We start from the raw sequence: 22,791 nt of genomic DNA, 5'->3' as shown, positions 1-22,791 counted from the left end.
CTAAGCAAAACAGAGAGCTTCAACGTAAAAAGCCCCGATTGTCTGGGCTTTTTTTGTAGCGTGTATGGTGATTTCTGTCGTGGTCAGAGCCCACTGCTACATCACTCAGATACACTTGTAGATACCATCTCTCGATTCTGGCTACAAACGCATTTATAGCGGTTGTAGCTGGAATTTTTCTTGGTTTTTCACCACACCAAAGCACAGGTGGACCAGTTTCCTCATCGCGGCACCCAGTGCCTGCAGTTTGTTTTTTCCGTTGGCCAACAGGCGTTCATAGTGCTGCTTACTTAATGGATTGTGTTGTTTGGCCACAACCGCCGCCATGTAGAGTTTGGCCCTTAAACGTGCCGGGCCTTCCTTGCTCAATCGACTGCAGCCAACAAATTTCCCCGACTCCTGAATGCGGGGGATAACACCCACATAATTGGCGGCCTGTTTTGCCGAACGAAACGCTTTTGCGCTGAGCATATACACCATCTCACGTGACACTACAGGACCTACACCTTTGATACTTTGCAGCAGCTGACGGTTATTTCTCAACGGCGGGTGGCGATCAATGTGATCATCAATGTCTTGCTGCAGGTTCCGGATTTCCTGTTCCAGGACTGCAATCATATCCTTCAGCGACTGCAGTACTCGCTCAGATGTGCCTGTGATCTCACTGGCTTCCAGCCGGTTGAGTTCACGTTGATGGTCTTTTTCTAAAGCGTCTAAACGGCGCATCATCGCTTTCAGCTCACGGATTTCGGGCGCTTCCGGCTGCCATAGCTGACGATCAGGTTTCTGTGCGCCGTAACGGGCCAAGACAATTGCATCTGATTTGTCCGTTTTGTGCACCGTGCCCAGGGACTGCATAAACGCTTTCACCAAGGCCGCATTAGGCAAGAAGACCTGAAACCCACATTCATGCAGGTGGTACAACAGGGCTTCGTGATACACCCCGGTCGGTTCAACCGTGACCAGAATATCCTGTGGACATGATTGGGTGTTTTTCAGTATCCAGTCGCTCACACGCGTAAGCTCTGCGCTGTGATTCTTAAATACCTTGGTTTTCTTTTTATTGGAGGTCAGATCCCTCAGCCAACCGAGGTCTAACTTATCTTTGCTGACATCAATACCGATAAAGAACTGCATCTCTGCGACTACCCTTGTACATGCAGCATCACCTGATCGTTCAGGGTGCTTGGATACCATTCAGTGTTAAGAGAGTAGAAGCCGGGGCCTTATCTACATGACAGCCTTTACGACTTAGCAGCCCGTCAGGCTCACCGGCTTCTTGCGATGGGCGGTAGCTAACCACCCATCACCGAGAGATACAAGCAGCCCGCTCCGAGGGCGACAATCAACTTATAGTCCTTTCTGAATTATTTCTGCCAGAAGATGGTAGATATAGTTGATGCCTGTTCTTTATTTAAAATCATTTAAATTCAATATGTTGGTGTTGGGTTTTGCTTTGTTGACACTTTTTGTTACTAAAACTGGTAGCTTTTGTTATTGGCCGCAAAGGGCTCTTGAACCATTCTGTTATTAAAGCAACCGATGTTGGTCTGTATCTGATTGTGGGCACACCCTGGCCCGGACCGACCAGAAAAATAATAGGAATGAGGGATTGGTTATGCCGGAATATAAGGCCCCTTTGCGTGACATGAGTTTTGTGCTGAATGAAGTGCTTGAGATGGATAAGCACTATGCGAGCCTGCCCGGCTGTGAAGATGCGACCCCGGATATGGTGTCTGCCATCGTGGAAGAGGGTGCCAAGTTTGCCGAGCGTGTTCTGGCACCGCTGAACCAGGTGGGTGACCAGCAGGGCTGTCAGTGGAGCGAAGAGGGGGTGAAAACCCCGGAAGGTTTCCGCGATGCATACCAGCAGTTTGTAGAAGGTGGCTGGCCTTCCCTGGCGCATGACACCGAGTGGGGTGGGCAGGGCCTGCCGGAATCCTTAGGCATCGTAATCAATGAGCTGGTGGGTACCGCCAACTGGGCGTGGAGCATGTATCCGGGGCTGAGCCACGGTGCGATGAATACTCTGGAAGCTCACGGTACCCAGGAGCAGAAAGAGACCTACCTGACCAAGCTGGTAACCGGCGAATGGACCGGCACCATGTGTCTGACCGAGCCGCACTGCGGTACCGACCTGGGCATGCTGCGCACCAAGGCTGAGCCGAACGAAGACGGCAGCTACCGCATCAGCGGCACCAAGATCTTTATCTCTGCCGGTGAACACGATATGGCCGACAACATCGTGCATATCGTTCTGGCCCGCCTGCCGGACGCACCGGAAGGTACCAAAGGTATCTCCCTGTTTATCGTGCCGAAGTTCCTGCCATCCGGTGACGCTATCGGTGATCGCAACGGTGTGAGTTGTGGTTCCCTCGAGCACAAGATGGGCATCCACGGTAACTCTACCTGTGTGATGAACTTCGATGAAGCCACCGGTTACCTGATCGGCCCGCCGAACAAAGGCCTGAACTGCATGTTCACCTTTATGAATACCGCACGTATCGGTACCGCCCTGCAGGGCCTGGCGCATGCCGAGTGGGCCTTCCAGAACTCACTGGCCTACGCCAAAGACCGTCTGCAGATGCGTTCCCTGAACGGGCCTAAGAATCCGGACAAACCGGCTGATCCGATTATTGTGCATCCGGAAGTGCGCAAGATGCTGCTGACCCAGAAGGCGTTCGCCGAAGGTGGTCGTGCGCTGATCTACTACACCGCGCAGATGGTGGACAAGGTGCACCTGGCGTCACCGGAAGAGCGTGCAGAAGCCGATGGCCTGTTGGCCTTGCTGACGCCAATCGCCAAGGCGTTCCTGACGGAAGTGGGCTTCGAATCTGCCAACCACGGTCTGCAGGTGTTTGGTGGTCACGGTTATATCGCCGAGTGGGGTATGGAGCAGAACGTACGCGATAGCCGTATTTCCATGCTGTACGAGGGCACTACTCAGATTCAGGCACTGGACCTGCTGGGTCGCAAAGTACTCATGACCCAGGGTGAATCCCTGAAACGTTTCACCAAGGTGATCCACAAATACTGTCAGACGCAGTCAGATAACGAAGGCCTGAAAGAGTTTGTCGATCCGCTCAACAAACTGAACAAGGAGTGGGGCGAGATCACCATGCAGGTGGGCATGAAAGCGATGCAGAACCGCGACGAAGTGGGCGCTGCATCGGTGGACTACCTGATGTACTCCGGTTACGTGACTCTGGCCTACCTGTGGGCACGTATGGCGGAAACCGCCCTGCAGAAACTGGATGCCGGTGAAGGAGATGCCGAGTTCTACAAAGCGAAGCTGACCACTGCACGCTTCTACTTCCAGCGTCTGCTGCCACGTACCCGCAGCCTGGTGGACACCATGCTGTCCGGCTCCGATAACCTGATGGCGCTCGAAGAAGAGCACTTCCAGTTCTGATGAAGATCGTAACCCGTTTTTTAAAAACATCAGCAGGTCAGTCACTGGCGACTGGCCTGCTCAAACTGAATGCGAAACGTTACCGCAAAAAGAATAATGAGAGGACAAACTCCATGGCTGATCTGAATGCAATCTTTGACCAGATGAAGGCACGTTTTAACCCGGCAGCGGCTGCCGACACCGATGCAGTGTTCCAGTATGTGATCGACGGTGATGCACACTGGAGCGTGGCTGTAGCTGATGGTGAGTGTCAGGTTGCCGAGGGTGAGCACGATGCCCCAACCGTAACCCTCAACATGGATGCCACCACGCTGGAAGAGGTAATGTCCGGCGAAACCGACGGTATGCAGGCCTTTATGACCGGCCGTATCCAGGCGGAAGGTGACATCATGATCGCCACTAAGCTTGCTGCACTGTTCCCGGTGAGCTAACTTCAATCCGGCTAATCACTACGTAACAATAAAAATAACAGTTTGCGAGGTTGAAATGGACGGGCAGATCCCTGCTGCGGACAGCATCCCTGTGGATATCAATCCACAGGGTTTTGAGACTATTCCTGATGTGCTGGCTCACGCTGTAGCCCAGTACAAGGACGCGCCGGCTTTTACCAGCTTTGGCCGGACCCTGAGTTTTAGCGAGCTGGATCGTTTATCGGCGGCTTTTGCGGTCTATCTGCAGCAGGAGACCGATCTACAGCCGGGCGACCGAATCGCAATCCAACTTCCCAACCTGATCCAGTATCCGGTGGTACTTTACGGCGCGATGCGTGCTGGCCTGATCGTGGTGAACACCAATCCGCTCTACACGGCGGCGGAGATGGAACACCAGTTCAAAGACTCCGGCGCCAAGGCGCTGGTGATCCACAAGAGCATGGCCCACAAAGCGGACAAGATCCTGCACAACACCGGTATCAAGCACACCTTTGTGACCCAGGTGGGAGACCTGCACGGATTCGTAAAACGCACCCTGCTGAATGCGGCGGTAAAGTACCTGAAAAAGATGGAGCCTAAATACCATCTGCCGGGTGCGACCCCGTTACGTGGCGCCTTGCTGAAATACCACGGTGAATCGCCGAAACCGGTGTACCGTAAATCGGGTGACATTGCGGCATTGCAATACACCGGTGGCACGACCGGCGTTTCTAAAGGCGCGATGCTTACCCACGCCAACCTGCTCGCCAACATGATGCAGCTGCAGGATCGCGTCAGTGGTGTGGGGGCCACCTGGCATGATCAGGTGATCTCACCACTGCCGCTCTACCATATCTACGCCTTTACCATCGCCCAGGTGGTGCTGATCTCCGGCGGTCACTCGGTGCTGATTCCGAATCCGCGGGATATCGACGGCTTTGTAAAAGAGCTGGGCAACTGGCAGCCGACCGGTTTTATCGGTCTGAATACCCTGTTTGTTGCCCTGTGCAACAAGGAAGCATTCAAAGCGCTGGATTTCAGTCCTCTGAAGCTCACCATCTCCGGTGGTATGGCACTGACCCATGCGGCGGCTGACTTGTGGCAGGACACTACCGGCTGCGAGATCATCGAAGGTTACGGCCTGACCGAAACCTCTCCAGCGGTGTGTGCCAATGAACCCGGTGCCGTGCAGATCGGTACCATTGGTATTCCGGTGATCCACACCGATGTACGCATCATCAAAGACGGTGAAGAGCAGCCAATCGATGAGCCGGGTGAGCTTTGTGTTAAAGGCCCACAGGTGATGCGTGGTTACTGGCAGCGGGATGACGATACCCGCGATGTCTTCACACCGGATGGATACTTCATGACCGGTGATATCGCGGTGCGTCAGCCCGACGGGCGTTTCCGCATCGTCGACCGGGCCAAGGATATGATCATCGTCTCCGGTTTTAACGTGTATCCGAACGAAGTGGAAGACGTGGTGGCCTCCCACCCGGACGTTATCGAATGTGCCGCAGTGGGGATCGAAGATACGGCGAGTGGTGAGGCGGTGAAACTCTTTGTGGTGAGCAAGAATCCAGGCCTCCACCGGGAAGAGATCCGCGACTGGTGCAAAGAGCGCCTGACCCGCTACAAAGTACCAAAATACGTCGAGTTTGCCGACGAACTGCCCAAGTCCAATGTGGGCAAGATCCTGCGCCGCATGCTCAAACAACCGATGCCGACCCTGGAACAACTGGACGAGGTGAGCTGATGCCACTATCAAAACCGGTGCGTCGTAACCTGGCGCATCAGCGTAAGGTGAAGTGCTTCGGTTACCAGCGTGAGGACGGCCTCTGGGATATCGAAGGGCATATGATAGACGTGAAAACGTGGCCTATCGATAACCCCGAGCGGGGTGGTTATATCGCTGCCGGTGAACCGTTCCATGATATGGGATTACGGGTCACCATCGATTCGACCCTGAAGATCCATGAGGTGGAGGCCTATATCGATCAGTCCCCGTTTCGGATGTGTCCGGGTGTCGTCGGTGTATTCAAGAAACTGGAAGGCACCCGCATCGGACCCGGGTGGCAGCGTCAAACCAAGGAGTTGTTAGGCGGTGTTCACGGCTGTACCCACCTCAGCGAATTGCTGATCCCCATTGCGACCACCGCGGTGCAAACCCTCTGGCCGAGTGCTAAAGAGGATGTCATGACGCTGGGTGCGCAGGTGATGCTCAACACCTGCCGCACCTGGGCCCAGGACAGTGAGGTGATCAAAACCTACCTGCCTGACCTGTACCAAGAAGCTTCACCCACCTGAGCAATTACCTGTCGTACTTCGTTACCGGCCTTGTGCCGGTTTTTTTGTTGGTGGGATGTCGCCCTCGGAGCGGGCTGCTACAAGCACGGTCCTGTAGCAGCGGGCTTTTATGCCCTTTAGGGTGCTGACCGCGACCGGTCCACGCTCTATAACCAAACCGCATCCCATAATGGGTAATCTTTGACGGACCTTACCAAACCAGCTCTTAAGGGATTCGCCACGATATATCGGGCGAAATCTCTAACCTGATCTTCGTCCCGCAGTGCCTGATCGTAATAGCCCTTAGCCCAGACTTTCCCTTTTGAGCCGTTGAATTCGTTAATGGATCTAGCCGAAAGGGTTTTCACGAATTGCACGGTTGTTGCCAAAGAAGTCCCTTCTCTCAACTGCATCAACCAATGCAGATGATCTGGCATTACCACATAAGCGATTGTCTGGGCTGAGGCCTCCGCTTGTCTGAGCGCATTAACCATACATCGACCTGCATACAAATCTTCAAAAAGTGAAGAGCGTTGATGGGTAACAGTGGTGATCATATAGATCTGATGAGGGGCAGAATGCCTATCAATGCGCAGATTATGTGTACGAAACTTCGAGGCTGCCATATTCAACGTCCATGTTTGTTATTGGCACGTTCACTGTAGCAGCGGGCTCTTACCGCGACAATTCGAAGATCAATAGCTTGTCGCCCTCAGAGCGGGCTGCTACGAGAGTGATAGATTTATTTTTGAATCTTTGTGTTAGTCATGAATATTGAAATTACTCACTGATTTTATTGCCTTTTATTCATTCTGAAATTTTTTGTCAGTAAATCAGCTGTTATTTGTCATTGTTGATATCGGCCCCCGGATTAGTATTTAGGTATAACCTGAACATAAAGAAGGGCCGATGATGAAAGTACTGGTCGCAGTAAAGCGTGTGATTGACTACAACGTCAAAGTGCGCGTGAAAGCAGATAACACCGATGTAGATTTGGCTAACGTAAAGATGGCCCTGAACCCGTTCTGTGAGATCGCAATTGAAGAAGCGGTGCGTATGAAAGAGAACGGTGTTGCCGATGAAGTGGTTGTGGTGTCCATCGGTGGCAAGCAGTGTGAAGAGCAGATCCGTACCGCGCTGGCACTGGGTGCCGATCGTGGTATCCGCGTGGATTGCGAAGAGCAGATGGATCCGCTGACCATCGCCAAGTTGCTGGCGAAGGTGGCCGATAAAGAACAGCCGGGCCTGATTATCCTGGGTAAGCAGGCAATCGACTCCGACAACAACCAAACCGGCCAGATGCTGGCAGCACTGCTGGATATGCCACAGGGTACCTTTGCTTCTGAAGTAAACCTGGCGGATGGCAAGGTCAACGTAACCCGCGAAATCGACGGCGGTTTGCAGACGGTTGCTCTCAACCTGCCAGCGGTGGTGACCACCGACCTGCGCCTGAATGAACCACGTTACGCCTCCCTGCCAAACATTATGAAAGCCAAGCGTAAACCGCTGGATATCCTCAGCACCGATGAGCTCGGTGTGACCGTCAAATCCGCGCTGACGTTGCTGAAGGTGGAAACCCCACCACAGCGTCAGGCCGGTATCAAAGTGGGCTCCGTGGATGAGCTAATCGACAAGCTGAAAAACGAAGCCAAAGTGGTTTAAGGGGAGGTGATTCAGATGCGTATTTTGGTAATTGCAGAACACGACAACAACGAACTGAAACCGGTCACCCTGACCACCCTGGCAGCTGCACAACAGATTGGTGGTGATATTGATCTGCTGGTGGCGGGGCACAACTGTCAGGCGGTATCTGACGCGGCAGCACATGCGACTGGTGTCAGCACTGTGATCACCGCCGATGCCCCGGTATACGAACACCAACTGGCGGAGAACGTGAGCAAGCTGATCCTGGCCCTGCCGGGTGATTACAGCCATATCCTGGCGCCAGCCACCACCAGTGGTAAAAACCTGCTACCGCGTGTAGCGGCACTGCTGGATGTGAACCAAATCTCCGACATTACCGGTGTTGAGAGCGCTGATACCTTCACCCGCCCGATCTATGCGGGCAACGCCATTGCCACTGTACAGTCGTCCGATCCGGTGAAAGTGATCACCGTTCGCGGTACCGCCTTTGATGCCGTTGCAGCAGAGGGTGGCAGTGCGACGCAGGAAACCTTTGGCGAAGTCTGTGATGCGGGTCTTTCCAGCTTTGTTGGTGAAGAACTGGCGAAGAGCGACCGTCCTGAGCTGACCGCGGCATCCGTTGTCGTCTCCGGTGGTCGTGGTATGGGTAACGGTGACAACTTTGACCTGCTTTACGCCCTGGCTGACAAGCTGGGGGCGGCAGTGGGTGCGTCCCGTGCTGCTGTGGATGCGGGCTTCGTACCGAACGATATGCAGGTTGGCCAGACCGGCAAGATGGTCGCGCCTGAGCTATACATTGCAGTAGGTATCTCCGGCGCGATCCAGCATCTGGCGGGTATGAAAGATTCCAAAGTGATCGTAGCGATCAATAAGGATGAGGAGGCACCGATCTTCCAGGTAGCAGACTACGGCTTGGTGGCGGATCTCTTCGATGTGGTGCCTGAATTGTCGGGCAAGCTTTAACAGACTGTGAAAATCTATCTGCGTTGTTATTACGGCGTTAAAAACCGACTCAAAATGCTCATTTATTACACATAAACTCCGCTTTTTCGTCGATTTTTGCCTTGTACTAACTGCCTCGAAAACGATTTTCAACAGCCTGTTAACAACGGATAAACCCTTTTCAATTAGCAGTTGTTCCGGAGGGGACGACTGAAAATAAAAACAAACGGAGCAAACCAATGCTTTATCAAGGTCAGTCGATCCGTGTGGAAGAGGTTGAAGGCGGTATCTTCAACCTGGTGTTCGATAACCACAACGAATCCATCAACAAGCTGGATCAGGCGACGTTGGGTGAACTGCGCGAAGCGGTAAGCCAACTGTCAGCCCGGGACGATCTCAAGGGGGTACTGTTCTCCAGTGCCAAATCCTGCTTTATCGTCGGTGCCGATATCACCGAGTTTAACCAGATGTTCTCCCTCGAGGAGGAGGCGATCGTTGCGGCGCTGCTCGAGATGAACCAGATCTTCAACACCATCGAAGATCTGCCATGCCCGACCGTAACGGCGATCAACGGTATCGCGCTGGGTGGTGGTTTTGAACTCAGCCTGAGTACCGATTATCGCGTGATGGCAGAAGGCGCCAAAGTGGGTCTGCCTGAAGTGAAGCTGGGTATCTACCCGGGTTGGGGCGGCACTATCCGACTGCCACGTCTGATCGGTGTGGATAACGCCAACGAGTGGATCTGCGGCGGTGTGGAAAAACGTGCGGATGCTGCCCTGAAAGACGGTGCGGCGGATGCGGTGGTTGCAGTCGAGCAGGTAAACGAAGCGGGCCTCGACCTGCTGCGCAAATGTATCGACGGCAAGTTTGACTACCAGGCACGTAGCGAAGAGAAGAAATCGCCGATCAAGCTGAACCAGATCGAGCAGATGATGGCATTCGAGAGCGCCAAAGGTGTGATCGGTGCCAAGGCCGGCCCTCACTATCCGGCGCCGCTGGCAGCACTGAAAACGATCCAGAAACACGCCAACCTGCCGCGTGATAAAGCGCTGCCGATCGAAGCGGCCGGTTTTGCCAAGCTGGCACGTAACGATGTCACCCGCTCTCTGGTAGGCCTGTTCCTGAAAGACCAGGCGATCAAGAAGATCACCGGTAAATACGAAGCCCAGGCTGAGCCCGTTAAACAGGCGGCAGTACTGGGTGCCGGCATCATGGGCGGCGGTGTGGCCTATCAGTCTGCCTCCAAAGGTACACCGATCCTGATGAAGGATATTGCAGAGCCAGCATTGCAGCTGGGCCTGGACGAAGCCAACAAGCTGCTGGGCGGTCAGCTTAAGCGTAAGCGTATCGATGCAGCCAAGATGGCGCAGATTATCAATCGCATTACCCCAACCCTGAGCTACGGTGACTTCAACCGCGTAGATCTGGTGGTGGAAGCGGTGGTTGAAAACCCGAACGTGAAAAAGGCCGTCCTGGCGGAAACCGAGAAGCAGCTGCCAGAGGGTGCGGTCCTGACCTCCAACACCTCCACCATCTCGATCACCGAGCTGGCAACGGCGCTGGAGAAACCGGAAAACTTCTGTGGTATGCACTTCTTCAACCCGGTGCACAAAATGCCGCTGGTGGAAGTGATTCGCGGCGAGAAAACCTCAGAAGCTGCGATTGCACGTACCGTGGCCTACGCCAAGGCGATGGGCAAAACGCCGATCGTTGTGAATGACTGCCCGGGCTTCCTGGTTAACCGCATCCTGTTCCCATACTTCGGTGGATTCGCTGCGCTGATCAAAGACGGTGCCGACTTCCGTAAGATCGACAAGGTGATGGAAGGCTTTGGCTGGCCGATGGGCCCTGCCTACCTGCTTGACGTAGTGGGTGTGGATACCGCGCACCATGCGGATCGTGTGATGGCGGCAGGCTTCCCGGATCGTATGGAGCACGAAGGTGAAAACATCATCGACCGTATGTTCAAGCTCGAGCGCTTTGGTCAGAAGAACAGCAAAGGTTTCTACCGCTACGAGGTGGATCGTAAGGGCAAACCGAAGAAATTGCAGGATGACGAAGTAGATGCGTTGCTCGAAGGTGTGGTGGGCACTGCAACCGACTTCTCCGATGAAGAGATTATCGAGCGCATGATGGTGCCGCTGTGCATCGAAACTGTACGCTGCCTGGAAGATGGCATTGTGGCCTCTGCGGCGGAAGCGGATATGGGCCTGATCATGGGTATCGGTTTCCCACCGTTCCTGGGTGGTCCGCTGCACTACCTGGATCGCATGGGGTTGGATCGCTTCTGCGAAATTGCCGCTAAGTACGACGCACTGGGTCCGCTGTACCAGCCGACCGAGAAGATGAAACAGATGGCCGCCGCTGGCGAAACCTACTTCGGTTAAGGATGGAGAGAGAACGATGAATCTGAAACCAAATGATGCAGTAATCGTCGATGCGGTACGCACCCCGATGGGGAAATCCAAGAACGGCTCTTTCCGTAATGTCCGTGCCGAGGCGCTGTCAGCGGCTGTAATGAACGCGCTGCTGGATCGTAACGAAGCGCTGAAGGCTGCGGAGATCGAAGACATTATCTGGGGCTGTGTAAACCAGACCAAGGAGCAGGGCTTCAACATCGGCCGAAACGCGGCGGTGCTGGCGGGTATTCCGCACACGGTTGCCGCACAGTCCGTTAACCGCCTGTGTGGTTCCTCGATGTCGGCGCTGCATACGGCGGCGCAGGGGATCATGACCGGCAACGGTGATATCTATATGGCCGGTGGTGTGGAACACATGGGCCACCTGTCGATCCTGCACGGTATCGACGTGAACCCGGAGATGTCCAAGCAGGTGGCTAAGGCTGCGCTGATGATGGGCGTGACTGCCGAGATGCTGGGCAAGATGAACGGTATCTCCCGTGAGATGCAGGATGAGTTTGGTGCCCGTTCCCACCGTCTGGCGCACGAAGCGACCCTGGAAGGTCGTTGGGCCAACGAGATCATTGCGGTGGAAGGCCACGACGAAAACGGCTTTAAAAGCCTGCTGGAGCACGACGAGGTGATCCGTCCGGAAACCACCGTGGAAACGCTCAGCTCACTGAAACCGGCCTTTGTACCGAAAGTGGGTACGGTAACCGCGGGTACCTCCTCCGCATTTTCCGACGGTGCATCCGGCATGCTGATCATGTCTGCGGCCAAAGCGCAGGAGCTGGGCCTGACACCACGCGCCCGTATCGTCAGCATGGCGGTAGCCGGTTGTGATCCGTCCATCATGGGTTTCGGTCCGGTACCGGCATCCCAGAACGCGCTGAAACGCGCTGGCTTGAGCATGGACGATATCGATGTGGTTGAGCTGAACGAAGCGTTCGCAGCGCAGGGTCTAGCGGTATTGAAGAACCTGAAGCTGCTGGATCAGATGGATGAGAAAGTAAACCTGAACGGTGGTGCGATCGCTCTGGGTCACCCGCTGGGCTGCTCCGGTACCCGCATCTCGACCACCTTGCTGAACGTAATGGATCACAAGGATGCCACCTACGGTCTGGCAACCATGTGTATCGGCATGGGGCAGGGGATTGCGACCGTGTTTGAACGCCTGAACTGATTAAGCTTTCAGCTCGGCAAAGGGTCTGACCCGCTGTCACTTTGTGGCAGCGGGTTTTTTGTTTGGGTGTGAGAGCGACCGTTTTTCCACGGTGGTATGTCGCGGTCGGAGACCGCTGCTACATCGGGGCGTATTGTAGGTTGGCCGCCGCAAAGCGGTGCCCAACACGTTATTCATCGCATTGCGATGAATAACCTACAGGGAGAATTACAACGTATCGAGAGTAAATCTGTAGCAGCCCGCTTTTATGCCCTTTAGGGTGCTGAGGGCGACACTCGCAAAGGCTGATAAAACTTAAACATGTCGCGGTCAGAGCCCGCTGCTACAAGTGCGTGGCAACTCCAAAGCACGCCCTCCTAACCAACGGACCTGCGGTATTAACGCCTTGGCCCTGATTGACTAAACCCGCCTTCGCGCAACATCTGGCTGATCTGGCCTGCTTTCACCGGCTTGCTGAACAGGTAACCCTGGGCAATATCGCAATACTGGGTTGCCAGGTATTCCATCTGCTCTTCTGTTTCCACACCTTCAGCAACTACCTTCAGGCCCAGACCATGCGCCATGGCAATGGCGGCGCTCACCAGTTCTCGGTCGGCTGCATCCACGTTGATGTCGTTGATAAAGCTGCGGTCGATCTTCAGGGTGTCGAACGGATAGCTGCGCAGGTAACTCAGCGAAGAGTAACCGGTACCGAAGTCGTCCATGGCGATGCCGATCTCCATGCGGCAGAGGGTTTCCAGTGCGCTGTTGATATAGCCGTGATCACCCATCAGTACACCTTCGGTAATCTCCAACTCGAGGGTGCGGCCAGAGACGCCGGTTTCGTGCAGTTTTTCCTGAATAAACGTGGCGAGGTTCTCATCGCGGAATTGGCGTGGTGAGAGGTTGACGGCAATTTTAAACGGCCAACGGCGCTGTTTGCTCCACTTCGCTGTCATCTCCAATGCTTGGGACAGGACATACTGACCGATCGGGATGATCAGGCCAGTCTGTTCCGCCACAGGGATAAATTCATCCGGTGGAATATTGCCCAGGGTTGGGTTGTACCAGCGCAGCAGCGCTTCCGCGCCGATGATACTGCGACTGTTGATATCAACCAGGGGTTGATACACCACTTCAAATTCGTTGTTGCCCAGTGCACCGTGCAGTTGCTCTTCCAGCGCCAGACGGCGACTGACACCCATGTTCATCTCTTCGGTGAAGAAGTGGCAGGTATTGCCGCCCTGGCCCTTGGAGGCGTACATTGCAGTATCGGCGTTGCGGAGCAGTTCTGCCGGGCTGATGCCGTTGTCCGGATAGATCGAGATTCCCATGCTGGCGGTGACGACCAGTTCACGGTTGGCGATCTTGAACGGATCGCGGAAGCAGTTGAGGATCTTCTCCGCCACCGGCAGCGCATCTTCCGGTTTCTTCAAGCCACCCAGCAGCACGATAAATTCATCGCCGCCCAGACGTCCCACGGTATCCTGCTCACGCACAGAGTAGTTGAGGCGGTTGGCGGCATGTTGTAGCAGGTGATCGCCGGTTTCGTGGCCCAGGGTATCGTTCACCTTCTTGAAGTCGTCCAGGTCGATAAACAGAACGGCGATCTGGCTGTCGTCACGTTTGGCATCGCTGATCAATTGGTCCAGACGGTCGAGCGACAGGAAGCGGTTGGGCAGTTCGGTCAGGTTGTCGTACAGCGCCTGATGCAAGATATGCTCCTCCTGCATCTTATGCAGGGTCACATCCTGTTTAACGGCCAGGAAGTGGCGGGTTATGCCATCAACGTCGATAACCGGGGCAATATGCGCCTGTTCCCAGAAGATCTCGCCGTTTTTGCGTTTGTTTTGGAACTCGCCCTGCCAGGATTTGCCGGAGAGGATCGCTTTCCACAGCTCCTGATAGCGTCTTGGTGGTGTGTTGCCGGATTTCAGCAGGCGTGAGTTCTGGCCAAGCACATCCTTCTCGTCGTAGCCGGTAATCCGTTCAAAGGCCTGGTTCACGTATTCGATGTTGCCCTTGGTATCGGTAATGACAACCGAAACGGGGCTCTGCTCAATGGCCTGCGAAAGGGTACGGATACGTTCTTCCGCGCTCTTACGTTCACTGATGTCCTGTACGGTCGCCTGTAGCAGCGGATCGTCGTCGACCACCATTCGGCTAAGGAGTACTTCAGCGGGAAACACCTTGCCGTTATCAAGACGTTTATGCATCCACTCAAAGCGGCAGCTGCCCTCGTCATAGGCCTGTTGGATGCGTTGCTTAGCCAGTTCGGCAGAGTGGCCGCCACAGGTTTGGTTAGGCGTTGAAAATTCGCCCACCACCCGTTGCAGCAACATATCCTTGCTGGAGGCGCCAAACATCCGCAATGCGGAGTTGTTGCAGTCGATGATCTGGCCCTTACGCAGCAGAAGCACAGCGTCGGCGGTAGATTCGAACAGTGTACGATGACGCAGCTCGGAGTAGGCGAGGGCTTCGGTGCGCTGTTTGACTCTTTGCTCCAGAGTCTCGTTTGCCTGCTTCAGCGCAGCATCCGCCTCGCGCCAGCGGCGGCTGAAGCGCAGCGCCATCCAGGCACCAATGATGCTGGTGAGGATGATGATGCCGATACCGAGGCTGATGGTTTTCTGCAGCTGCGGCGAGATCTCATCCTGCAGATGATCCATGCGCCGCATCAGTTGCAGCGACCAACCCGTATCCAGTTGCAACTGGAACGAAAGCCAGATCAGGTTATTACTGTCACGCAGCTGGCGGATTGAGGTGCCGGTTGGCATCTGGGTGTTTAAGCGCGCAAAAGATTGTGCTGAAAATGTATCGAGCGCGGCTCCGCTTGAGGCGATGCGGTTACCTTCACCGTCCAGTAGTAGGGCTTTATCGAACGGGGCGATCTTTTCCGGGCTGATCATGGTGTCCAGATGGTGGAGATACCGCACACCACCCAAGTGGGCGATGATATTGCCTTGGGCATCGAGGATCGGCAGATTCAATGCGACGGCGGGCACACCATCAGCTCCAATAAAGCTGTTGGAGATCACCAACGTTTTACTGCGTTGCGCCTCTTTAAAGTAGGAGCGGCTGGAGAGGTTAAATTTTTGCAGTGCCCGTTGCACCGCATAAGGGTGCGACAGGTAGTGATCGCCTTCGGGAGTCAGCAGAAACAGGACCGAGAAGTTACCGCGCTCGCTCAGTTGGTTAAGGATGTTGCGTTTGCTTTCATCCACACCAGGCGGAATGCCGTTCAGGCTGCGGTCGATTTTGTTTTGATCAAGGGCTTGGGTGAATTCCGGCAGGGCGGCGGTGTACTGGAGCAGGTTTGCAGCTTCTTTCAGGTCATCGCTGATCTGCTCGCCGAGCAGGTTGGCGAACTCGTACTGGTTTTTGGACCAGCGCTCGATCGCCCAGCCTTCCAGCTCGTTTCGCAGAAATAATGCAAGCAGCGCAACAGCCAGCAGCGCAGGTAGCAGGAAGAGGATGATGATCTGTCGAGACTGCGTTATGCCCATGGCATACTCCGGTGGTCGGTGCTACAGACGGATTGTGGTCTGATTATCTGCCCTGACGTTCCGCGATCTGATTCCCTAATCGGCGGAGTATATTAGCGAAATCAACAGCTTGAATGTGATGCGTTAGATCATAATAGTTGTAAAAAATGGCATCTTCCAATGCCCTTTGGTACTAATCCGCAAATAAAAAAAAGCAGAGCTTGGGCTCTGCTTTTCTGTTTTCAGAATGCTGGCTTCTGAGGATTAACGTTTACCCAAGCGACGGATCGCCTGCGGGGTAAAATCTTTGTATTTGAAGCGTTGGGTGAAGTCGAACCCGATCCCCTCTTCGTTGGTCAGGCTGCCAACCAGGTAACGACCGGACTGCAGGTCATACAGCGCTTCAGCAGCGATCCACGGCACGTTCACATCGCGGTATTGCAGGTGGTAGGCTTCGCCAACACGCCACAGCTCGCCACGGCCGTCGTAGTGGTCCACGACAGCGATCTGCCAGGTATCTTCATCAATGTAGAAGGTACGCTTGGCGTAGATGTGACGCGCACTGTCTTTCAGCGTCGCTTCCACTTTCCACACCCGGTGCAGCTCGTACCGGGTCAGCTCCGGATTGATGTGACCCGGCTGCAGAATCTCCTTGTACTTCAGCTCTCGGTCCGCCAGCTTGAAGTTGTTGTATGGGATGTACAGCTCCTGTTTGCCCACCAGGTTCCAGTCGTAGCGGTCCGGCGCTCCGTTGAACATATCCAGGTTGTCGGTGGTACGCTGACCGTCGGTAGCGGTGCCCGGTGCATCGTAGGCGATCTGCGGTGCACGGCGCACACGACGCTGACCGGCGTTGTAGGTCCAGGCCTGACGTGGCTGTGTGATCTGGTTCACGGTTTCATGCACCAGCAGTACGTTACCGGTCAGGCGGGCCGGTGCCTGAACCTGCTGTACGAAGTAGAACAGGATGTTGTCCTGATCAGAGTTCTTTCCGTTTAAGTAGGTTGGCCAGGACATCTTCTCGTTGATCTTCACCGGCGTAAAGCTACCGTTTGCCTGTACTGGCACCTGTACAAAGGTACGTTCCAGTGCGCCGCCGCGAAAGCGCGTCATGTGGTTCCAGATCGCTTCCAGACCGTTGGCCGGGATTGGGAAAGCGACACCTTCGTTCAGGTTGCTGATGCCGTTGCCATCGGACGTGAGCGTGGCGTTCAGCGCGTTCTCCTTGGTGGAGGCGATAACGCTGTCCGGGATCGAAGCGCTACGGTGGGTTGGGTAGACGTTGATCTTGTAAGTGTCTGGGTACTTCTGCATCAGGGCCTGCTGGCCGGGAGTCAGGTTCGCCTGATACTGGGCCATGTTGTCGGCAGTGATGGTAAACAGCGGTTTTTCGTTCGCATACGGGTTGACGTAACGGTCATCGCTGGTGGACAGGCCGCCGGTCCAGGCCGGAATCGTCCCCGCTATATTACCTGCCACTTCGCCACCCATCGGTGTCAGTGAGTCGCCCAGTTTCGCCGCCTCTTCGGCGGAAACTGCGGCATAGAGTGCTGAGCTGCTCAAAGCCAGAGCCATACCCAGAATCAGAGATTTAGGTTTGAATTGCATGTGTAAGTCTCCTGAGTATCGGCTGAATCAGAATGAAACCGTGGCGCTGAGCGAGACGAAGTCGCGATCATCCAGCGCATTGAAGTCGCCACCGAAGAAGTCTGTATAGGACAGCTGTACGCTGTACTGGTTCAGATAGTCGGCGGTCAGACTCAGACTGACAGATTTCTCACCTTCATTGAACGCTGCGCCTGGCTGTGGACCGTAACCGTCCACGCCATGTTTGAAGCTGATCTGAGGCGTCAGGTTCACACCGGCAAACACGTCGCTGTAGCTCAGGTTGGCACGAGCCACGTAACCCCAGGAGTCCTGGGTTACAAAACCTTCGGTATCACCCGCGGTGTAGCCAAAGGCACCCGGACGGCCGTATTTCAGCGCGTTGGCGCCTTCATCCAGGGAGTGAACGTGGGTCCAGGCCACTTCACCGATCAGCGCCAGGCGGCTGGCGCCCAAGACCTGATCGTAGAACTTGATAAAGGTGCTCTGCAGCTGGGTGATATCAAACTGGGAGAAACCAGAGATTGTTCCGCCTGTTCCTGCGTTGGAGACAAGTGAATCGGCTGCGGTGTTGCCCGACCCCGTGCTGTATTGGTTGACGATGGCAGACACCAGCAACGGACCGTTAATTTGTACCGGTACGTCTTTTCTGTGGCTGATCTCACCGGACCATGCGATGTCACCGATATTGGTGCTGAAGCTCAGACCAACAAGCTGGGTGTCTTCTGGGTAACTGATGAAATAGGTTGTATCGACCAGAGTGCCAATTGCGGCAACGCCGGCTTGCTGGGCTGTGGCACCGCCGCCCAATGCTGCCACATAGGCTGCCGTGAAGTCCGCAGAGGTTGAGGATGTATTAACCGCACTGATTACCGGTACCCGGCTGTGGTAATTCATCGCATAAAAGCCGAACTCGGTGTAATTGAGGTCTTCGGCGAGGTAACGGAATGCGAGACCAAACTGGCCGTCGTCATCCGCTTCACGGCGTCCATCCGCGTTTCGATAGATGACCGGATCGTAACCCAGAGCAGCGGTCGCCACCGTAGAATTGAAGTAATTTTCGTCGCTTAGAGGAAGCGGCAAACGAATACCGTTACACCCTTCTGGCGCAAAATCGTTGGTAGAGAAGTAGGTACCACACCCGTCCACAGCGGTAGGCTCCCACTCGAGTTGGTAGAAACCTTCTACCGTCAGGTTATCGGTCAGGCCAAGGGAGGCAAATGCCATGTTCACTGGCAGCAAGCCTTCCTTGATCTCTGCGCCAGGTCGGCGGAATGCGTTCACATCAATTGGATTGATGGCATTGATACCGCCCTGAACGAAGGTACTTTCGCCCCAGTTCACTACTTGGCGGCCAACACGTACATCCAGTGGCTGGTCGTTTAGTTCCAGTTCAGCGAACACGTAAGCATCCAGAAGCTCAGCCCCGGAAAACTTGGCGTAATCATTGAAGCCTCTGTCGCTTAATGTGGTACCGGCACCATAGTCATTGGTGTTGCCGTGGTTCTGTTCGTTGTCTTCCAGTTCGAAGTCGTACCAGTACTTACCGCGCACAAACGCCCCTACGTTGTCGTAGCGCAGTTCCAGGTCATGCACACCTTTCAGGGTTTGGGTGAACGCATCACCCTCGTCGAAGTTCAGGTCACCGTCGTCGTAGCTACCGGAGTTAAGACTGGTGGCGCTGCCGCCATTAGCCGTCGCAATTAAGTCCGGATCTCGATCTGTAGCGCGCCAGCTGGCACCGATGGAGAGTTGTGAGTCAAAGCGACCTTCGATCTCGCCCAGTTGAAACTCAACTGCCGAAGCCGAAGTACTGATGATGGATGTTCCGAGGATTGCCGGCAGCAGTAACTGCTGTTTAGCCGACAACGGAAAACACCCGTTGCGTGGGCGCCGCAAATTTATTGCCATTTCGTTCACCTAAATTGTTATTTTTTGATTGGGTGAATGAGCTAGAGCGGGGTGGATAGGTCTCGTAGAGCCAGCTTTCCCTTACTGCCGCCTTCTGCTCTGAATTACCGTAAACAGGTAGGGTCTAATACTGGCGGTTAGGTAGTCTTCCTAACAATAACAATTGGCTCCAGATTTAGTGACAAAATGATTCGTGCGAAACTTGCACTGCGCACCAATTCGGGCCATAAATAGTTTCGGTTGATGGATCTGTGCACGTCGATTGTGCGTTGCGTACTATAGAAGAACATCTCTGTTTAAGCCTAAAACGAATTAATGAGGGAGCAATGAAGAATAAAAAAACAGTTCCTGCTAACTATGTGCGGCACCTGCTGAGCCAGGCGGAATCGCAGGGTTATGACGTTGTTGGGCTGTTGGAAGAGGTGGGTGTTAATGCTACCGATATCGATGCAGTAACGGAGTTTCCCGCTGAGACGCTGGGTGTGATGTATCAGCGGATGATGTATGTGGCCCAGGATGAGTACTTCGGCATGCTGGGGGGCGGTAAAGTGCCTAACGGTACGTTCCGGATGATGTGTCACAGTATCATTCACGCCAAGTCCTTGGAGAAGGCGATTTATCGTGCCAGCGACTTCCACGAGATCTGCCGTGGTTCCAACGTTAAACCGCTGCTGGTGCGCAAGGGGCGTTACGCCAAGGTCTCTATTGCGACCACCGAAGCATCCGGGTTGGATATCGACGAGGTATTGAAAAACGAAAGCCCGGCCCGTATCCGTACCTCGCTCTCCATGTGGCACAACTTTGTCTGCTGGTTGGTGGGCACACGTGTAGATCTGAAAGCGGTCTATTTTGCCTTTCCTGAACCGGAGGACGCGGAGCACTATCAGCGCCTGTTCCAGTCTGAGGTGCGTTTCTCTCAGCATGACAACGCCTTTGTATTCCCGGCCTACTATCTGGATTATCCGCTGGTACACAATGATGAGTCGTTGCGTGTTTTTCTTAAGACGGCTCCATATCAGCTGATCGCCAGCGTGAGTGACGACAGTTCACTGAAGTCCCAGGTGATAGCGTTGCTGGGTAACGATTTCACCCGTGAGGCACCGAGTGCGGAGGAGGTGGCAAACCTCCTGAATATGTCGGTATCCACATTACGGCGTCGTTTGCTGGAGGAGGAGACCTCCTACCAGAAGATCAAAGATGAGTGCCGCAAGAATGCGGCGCTGGGCTATATCAACTCGCCGCAGTTGTCGATCAACGATGTGGCGAGTCTGATGGGATTTGACGAGCCGTCGGCGTTTTTCCGCTCGTTCAAGAAGTGGACCGGCATGACGCCCGGGGAATACCGCCGCAGTGATACCTATCAGCAAAAGCTGGCCGAGGCGAGTTGATCGATACCTAACACACAGACACAAAAAAGCGGGCTGAGTAGCCCGCTTTTTTTATGATCGTTGATCAGTCGTCGTTACGAGGTGGACGTTTGCCGCCTTGTGGACGCTTACGAGGACCACGGCCTTTAGGACGGTCGTCCTGCTCGTCAGCGTGACGAATGTTCAGACGCTGGCCACACACGAAGGTGCGTTTCAGCTTCTGGAAGGTCGCCTTTGGCATGCCGGAAGGCAGGTCAACGGTGGAGAAATCGTCGTAGATTTCAATCTGACCAATCAGGGATGCGGTGATGTTACCTTCGTTGGCGATCGCACCTACGATGTTCTTAGGCTGCACGTTGTGCTGGTGACCTACAGCGATCTGGTAACGCTCCATGTCCATGTCTGGACGGCCTTTCAGTGGCTTGGCGTTCTTGTCGAAGTCACGGCGGCGGCCGCGACGGTCACCGCGATCACCACGGTCATCGCGATCACGACGCTCGCGTTCAGGACGTGCTGGTGGCTCTTCCATCAGCAGTGGCTGGTCACCCTGCGCCAGAACGGCCAGAGCCGCAGCGATGTTCATCGGATCGGTGTCGTGCTCTTTCTGGTAGTCAGCCAGCAGATCCAGGTACGGTGCGATGTCCTGGTTGTCCAGGGTATCGCTGATACGCTGCATGAAACGCTCTACACGTTTCTCGTTAACGTCACCTACGGATGGCAGATCCATGCGCTCGATCGGCTGCTTGGTTGCACGTTCGATAGTGCGCAGCATGCGCGTTTCACGTGGTGCCACGAACAGGATCGCTTCACCGGTACGACCTGCACGGCCGGTACGACCGATACGGTGTACGTAAGACTCGGCATCGTACGGGATGTCGTAGTTCAGTACGTGGCTGATACGCTCTACGTCCAGACCACGGGCAACAACGTCGGTACCGATCAGGATGTCGGTTTTACCGCTCTTCAGGCGGTCAACGGTGCGCTCACGCTGCTGCTGAGACATGTCACCGTTCAGCGCTTCTGCCGCGTAACCACGGGCAGACAGCTTTTCAGCCAGCTCTTCGGTCGCAGACTTGGTGCGTACGAAGATCAGCATCGCGTCAAACTGCTGCAATTCCAGGATACGGGTCAGTGCATCCATCTTGTGCAGGCCGCTAACGCGCCAGTATTTCTGGGTGATGGTAGTCGCAGTCGCGGTTTTCGCGGCGATCTTCACCTCTTTTGCATCGTTCAGGTACTTCTGCGCCACACGCTTGATCTGTGGTGGCATGGTTGCAGAGAACAGGGCGATCTGACGACTTTCTGGGGTGTGATCCAGAATCCACTCCACGTCATCGATGAAGCCCATGCGCAGCATCTCATCTGCTTCGTCCAGCACCAGGGCTTCCAGCTTGTCCAGGTTCAGAGAACCACGACGGATGTGGTCCATAACACGGCCTGGAGTACCCACGATTACCTGTACGCCACGACGCAGCTGACGCAGCTGGGTTTCGTAGCTCTGACCACCGTAGATAGGCAGGACATGGAAGTCCGGGATATATTTCGCATAGCTCTGGCACGCTTCGGCAACCTGGATCGCCAGCTCACGAGTTGGTGCCAGCACCAACAGCTGAGGCTCGCGACGGCTGAAGTCCAGACGGGTCAGCAGAGGCAGGGCGAAGGCCGCGGTTTTACCGGTACCGGTCTGTGCCATACCCAGCAGATCAGAACCTTCCAGCAGCGGTGGGATACTCTCCGCCTGAATTGGGGAAGGTGTTTCGTAACCAATCTCGTTAAGTGCACGCAGAATAGGCTCTGCAACCCCAAGAGAGGTAAAAGTCGGCTGGGTGCCAGATTCGGACATTAAATGGATACCTGTTATGCAAAAAAGAGACAATTGCTCGCAGAGGGAGCCTGTCAGGAGTGGTGTAAAGGCGCGAATTCTACAGCAAGAATGCTACAAATGTCCAGTTGAGAGCGCGAAAACGCCCATTTTGTGGGAGTTTTAACGGAAAGTGGGCCATGTTCAGCCGGTTTTTATGAACCGATGGGGTATGATGACGCCCGAAAATAATCCAACAGGAATCGGTTTTTGTGAAGATTCTGCTGCTTTCCGCGTATGACGCAGCCAGCCATGTTTACTGGCGCAAAGGGCTGGTAGAACAGTTTCCCGAACATGACTGGCAGGT

General features: G+C 54.7%; 15 protein-coding genes. 9 read left to right on the top strand and 6 right to left on the bottom strand.

What is annotated here, in order from left to right; all coding sequences use genetic code 11:
- Positions 1–153: 153 nt before the first annotated feature.
- On the bottom strand, positions 154–1,137 hold the full coding sequence (locus ACEQ15_RS19885) for an IS110 family transposase (RefSeq protein ID WP_370281015.1): 984 nt from the start codon (positions 1,135–1,137) through the stop codon (positions 154–156).
- A gap of 481 nt (positions 1,138–1,618) precedes the next feature.
- Here ACEQ15_RS19885 and ACEQ15_RS19880 point away from each other — a divergent pair, with 481 nt between their 5' ends.
- The 4 genes from ACEQ15_RS19880 (at position 1,619) to ACEQ15_RS19865 (ending at position 6,129) form a co-directional block, all read left to right on the top strand.
- On the top strand, positions 1,619–3,412 hold the full coding sequence (locus ACEQ15_RS19880) for an acyl-CoA dehydrogenase C-terminal domain-containing protein (RefSeq protein WP_370281014.1): 1,794 nt from the start codon (positions 1,619–1,621) through the stop codon (positions 3,410–3,412).
- 113 nt (positions 3,413–3,525) lie between these two features.
- Complete coding sequence (locus ACEQ15_RS19875) at positions 3,526–3,843, top strand: SCP2 sterol-binding domain-containing protein (protein WP_370281013.1); 318 nt, start codon at positions 3,526–3,528, stop codon at positions 3,841–3,843.
- A 55-nt stretch (positions 3,844–3,898) separates the two neighbouring features.
- Entirely contained in the window at positions 3,899–5,578 is a 1,680-nt protein-coding gene (locus ACEQ15_RS19870; protein ID WP_370281012.1) for an AMP-binding protein, read from the top strand.
- Complete coding sequence (locus ACEQ15_RS19865) at positions 5,578–6,129, top strand: DUF2889 domain-containing protein (RefSeq protein ID WP_370281011.1); 552 nt, start codon at positions 5,578–5,580, stop codon at positions 6,127–6,129. The genes ACEQ15_RS19870 and ACEQ15_RS19865 overlap by 1 nt, the downstream gene beginning before the upstream one ends.
- Before the next feature lie 146 nt (positions 6,130–6,275).
- On the opposite strand, the gene ACEQ15_RS19860 is transcribed toward ACEQ15_RS19865, so the two are convergent.
- Positions 6,276–6,734 (bottom strand): transposase, encoded by a 459-nt coding sequence (locus ACEQ15_RS19860; protein ID WP_370281010.1) that lies wholly within the window; start codon positions 6,732–6,734, stop codon positions 6,276–6,278.
- A 286-nt stretch (positions 6,735–7,020) separates the two neighbouring features.
- On the opposite strand from ACEQ15_RS19860, the gene ACEQ15_RS19855 reads away from it, so the two are divergent.
- The 4 genes from ACEQ15_RS19855 to fadA all read left to right on the top strand — a co-directional run bounded on the left by ACEQ15_RS19855 (position 7,021) and on the right by fadA (position 12,276).
- Positions 7,021–7,770: an electron transfer flavoprotein subunit beta/FixA family protein gene (locus ACEQ15_RS19855; RefSeq protein WP_370281016.1), complete on the top strand. Its 750-nt coding sequence runs from the start codon at positions 7,021–7,023 to the stop codon at positions 7,768–7,770.
- Between the two features lie 15 nt (positions 7,771–7,785).
- On the top strand, positions 7,786–8,715 hold the full coding sequence (locus ACEQ15_RS19850) for an electron transfer flavoprotein subunit alpha/FixB family protein (protein WP_370281009.1): 930 nt from the start codon (positions 7,786–7,788) through the stop codon (positions 8,713–8,715).
- Positions 8,716–8,933: 218 nt separating this feature from the next.
- The gene (gene fadB, locus ACEQ15_RS19845) at positions 8,934–11,081 is read left to right on the top strand and encodes a fatty acid oxidation complex subunit alpha FadB (protein ID WP_370281008.1); all 2,148 of its coding nucleotides are present in this window, start codon (positions 8,934–8,936) and stop codon (positions 11,079–11,081) included.
- A gap of 16 nt (positions 11,082–11,097) precedes the next feature.
- Positions 11,098–12,276: an acetyl-CoA C-acyltransferase FadA gene (gene fadA, locus ACEQ15_RS19840; protein WP_370281007.1), complete on the top strand. Its 1,179-nt coding sequence runs from the start codon at positions 11,098–11,100 to the stop codon at positions 12,274–12,276.
- 377 nt (positions 12,277–12,653) lie between these two features.
- Here the strand turns inward: fadA and ACEQ15_RS19835 are convergent, their stop codons facing one another.
- The 3 genes from ACEQ15_RS19835 to ACEQ15_RS19825 all read right to left on the bottom strand — a co-directional run bounded on the left by ACEQ15_RS19835 (position 12,654) and on the right by ACEQ15_RS19825 (position 19,256).
- Positions 12,654–15,761, bottom strand: a complete 3,108-nt coding sequence (locus ACEQ15_RS19835) for an EAL domain-containing protein (RefSeq protein WP_370281005.1) — start codon at positions 15,759–15,761, stop codon at positions 12,654–12,656.
- A gap of 243 nt (positions 15,762–16,004) precedes the next feature.
- Positions 16,005–17,348: a DUF1329 domain-containing protein gene (locus tag ACEQ15_RS19830; RefSeq protein WP_370281004.1), complete on the bottom strand. Its 1,344-nt coding sequence runs from the start codon at positions 17,346–17,348 to the stop codon at positions 16,005–16,007.
- A gap of 27 nt (positions 17,349–17,375) precedes the next feature.
- Positions 17,376–19,256, bottom strand: a complete 1,881-nt coding sequence (locus tag ACEQ15_RS19825) for a DUF1302 domain-containing protein (RefSeq protein ID WP_370281003.1) — start codon at positions 19,254–19,256, stop codon at positions 17,376–17,378.
- 326 nt (positions 19,257–19,582) lie between these two features.
- Between ACEQ15_RS19825 and ACEQ15_RS19820 the strand changes: the two genes are divergently transcribed.
- On the top strand, positions 19,583–20,644 hold the full coding sequence (locus ACEQ15_RS19820; RefSeq protein WP_370281002.1) for an AraC family transcriptional regulator: 1,062 nt from the start codon (positions 19,583–19,585) through the stop codon (positions 20,642–20,644).
- 64 nt (positions 20,645–20,708) lie between these two features.
- Here ACEQ15_RS19820 and ACEQ15_RS19815 read toward each other — a convergent pair whose 3' ends face one another.
- Positions 20,709–22,466: a DEAD/DEAH box helicase gene (locus ACEQ15_RS19815; protein WP_370280999.1), complete on the bottom strand. Its 1,758-nt coding sequence runs from the start codon at positions 22,464–22,466 to the stop codon at positions 20,709–20,711.
- Positions 22,467–22,791 lie beyond the last annotated feature (325 nt).

The sequence above is a fragment of the Pontibacterium sp. genome, assembly GCF_964228735.1.
Classification (GTDB): domain Bacteria; phylum Pseudomonadota; class Gammaproteobacteria; order Pseudomonadales; family Balneatricaceae; genus Pontibacterium.
This window is presented reverse-complemented; position numbering and strand designations above follow the sequence as displayed.

Coding starts and splice junctions, on each gene's coding strand:
- ACEQ15_RS19885 (WP_370281015.1), bottom strand. CDS start 1,137: ATGCAGTTCTTTATCGGTATTGATGTCAGCAAAGATAAGTTAGACCTC.
- ACEQ15_RS19880 (WP_370281014.1), top strand. CDS start 1,619: ATGCCGGAATATAAGGCCCCTTTGCGTGACATGAGTTTTGTGCTGAAT.
- ACEQ15_RS19875 (WP_370281013.1), top strand. CDS start 3,526: ATGGCTGATCTGAATGCAATCTTTGACCAGATGAAGGCACGTTTTAAC.
- ACEQ15_RS19870 (WP_370281012.1), top strand. CDS start 3,899: ATGGACGGGCAGATCCCTGCTGCGGACAGCATCCCTGTGGATATCAAT.
- ACEQ15_RS19865 (WP_370281011.1), top strand. CDS start 5,578: ATGCCACTATCAAAACCGGTGCGTCGTAACCTGGCGCATCAGCGTAAG.
- ACEQ15_RS19860 (WP_370281010.1), bottom strand. CDS start 6,734: ATGGCAGCCTCGAAGTTTCGTACACATAATCTGCGCATTGATAGGCAT.
- ACEQ15_RS19855 (WP_370281016.1), top strand. CDS start 7,021: ATGAAAGTACTGGTCGCAGTAAAGCGTGTGATTGACTACAACGTCAAA.
- ACEQ15_RS19850 (WP_370281009.1), top strand. CDS start 7,786: ATGCGTATTTTGGTAATTGCAGAACACGACAACAACGAACTGAAACCG.
- fadB (WP_370281008.1), top strand. CDS start 8,934: ATGCTTTATCAAGGTCAGTCGATCCGTGTGGAAGAGGTTGAAGGCGGT.
- fadA (WP_370281007.1), top strand. CDS start 11,098: ATGAATCTGAAACCAAATGATGCAGTAATCGTCGATGCGGTACGCACC.
- ACEQ15_RS19835 (WP_370281005.1), bottom strand. CDS start 15,761: ATGGGCATAACGCAGTCTCGACAGATCATCATCCTCTTCCTGCTACCT.
- ACEQ15_RS19830 (WP_370281004.1), bottom strand. CDS start 17,348: ATGCAATTCAAACCTAAATCTCTGATTCTGGGTATGGCTCTGGCTTTG.
- ACEQ15_RS19825 (WP_370281003.1), bottom strand. CDS start 19,256: ATGGCAATAAATTTGCGGCGCCCACGCAACGGGTGTTTTCCGTTGTCG.
- ACEQ15_RS19820 (WP_370281002.1), top strand. CDS start 19,583: ATGAAGAATAAAAAAACAGTTCCTGCTAACTATGTGCGGCACCTGCTG.
- ACEQ15_RS19815 (WP_370280999.1), bottom strand. CDS start 22,466: ATGTCCGAATCTGGCACCCAGCCGACTTTTACCTCTCTTGGGGTTGCA.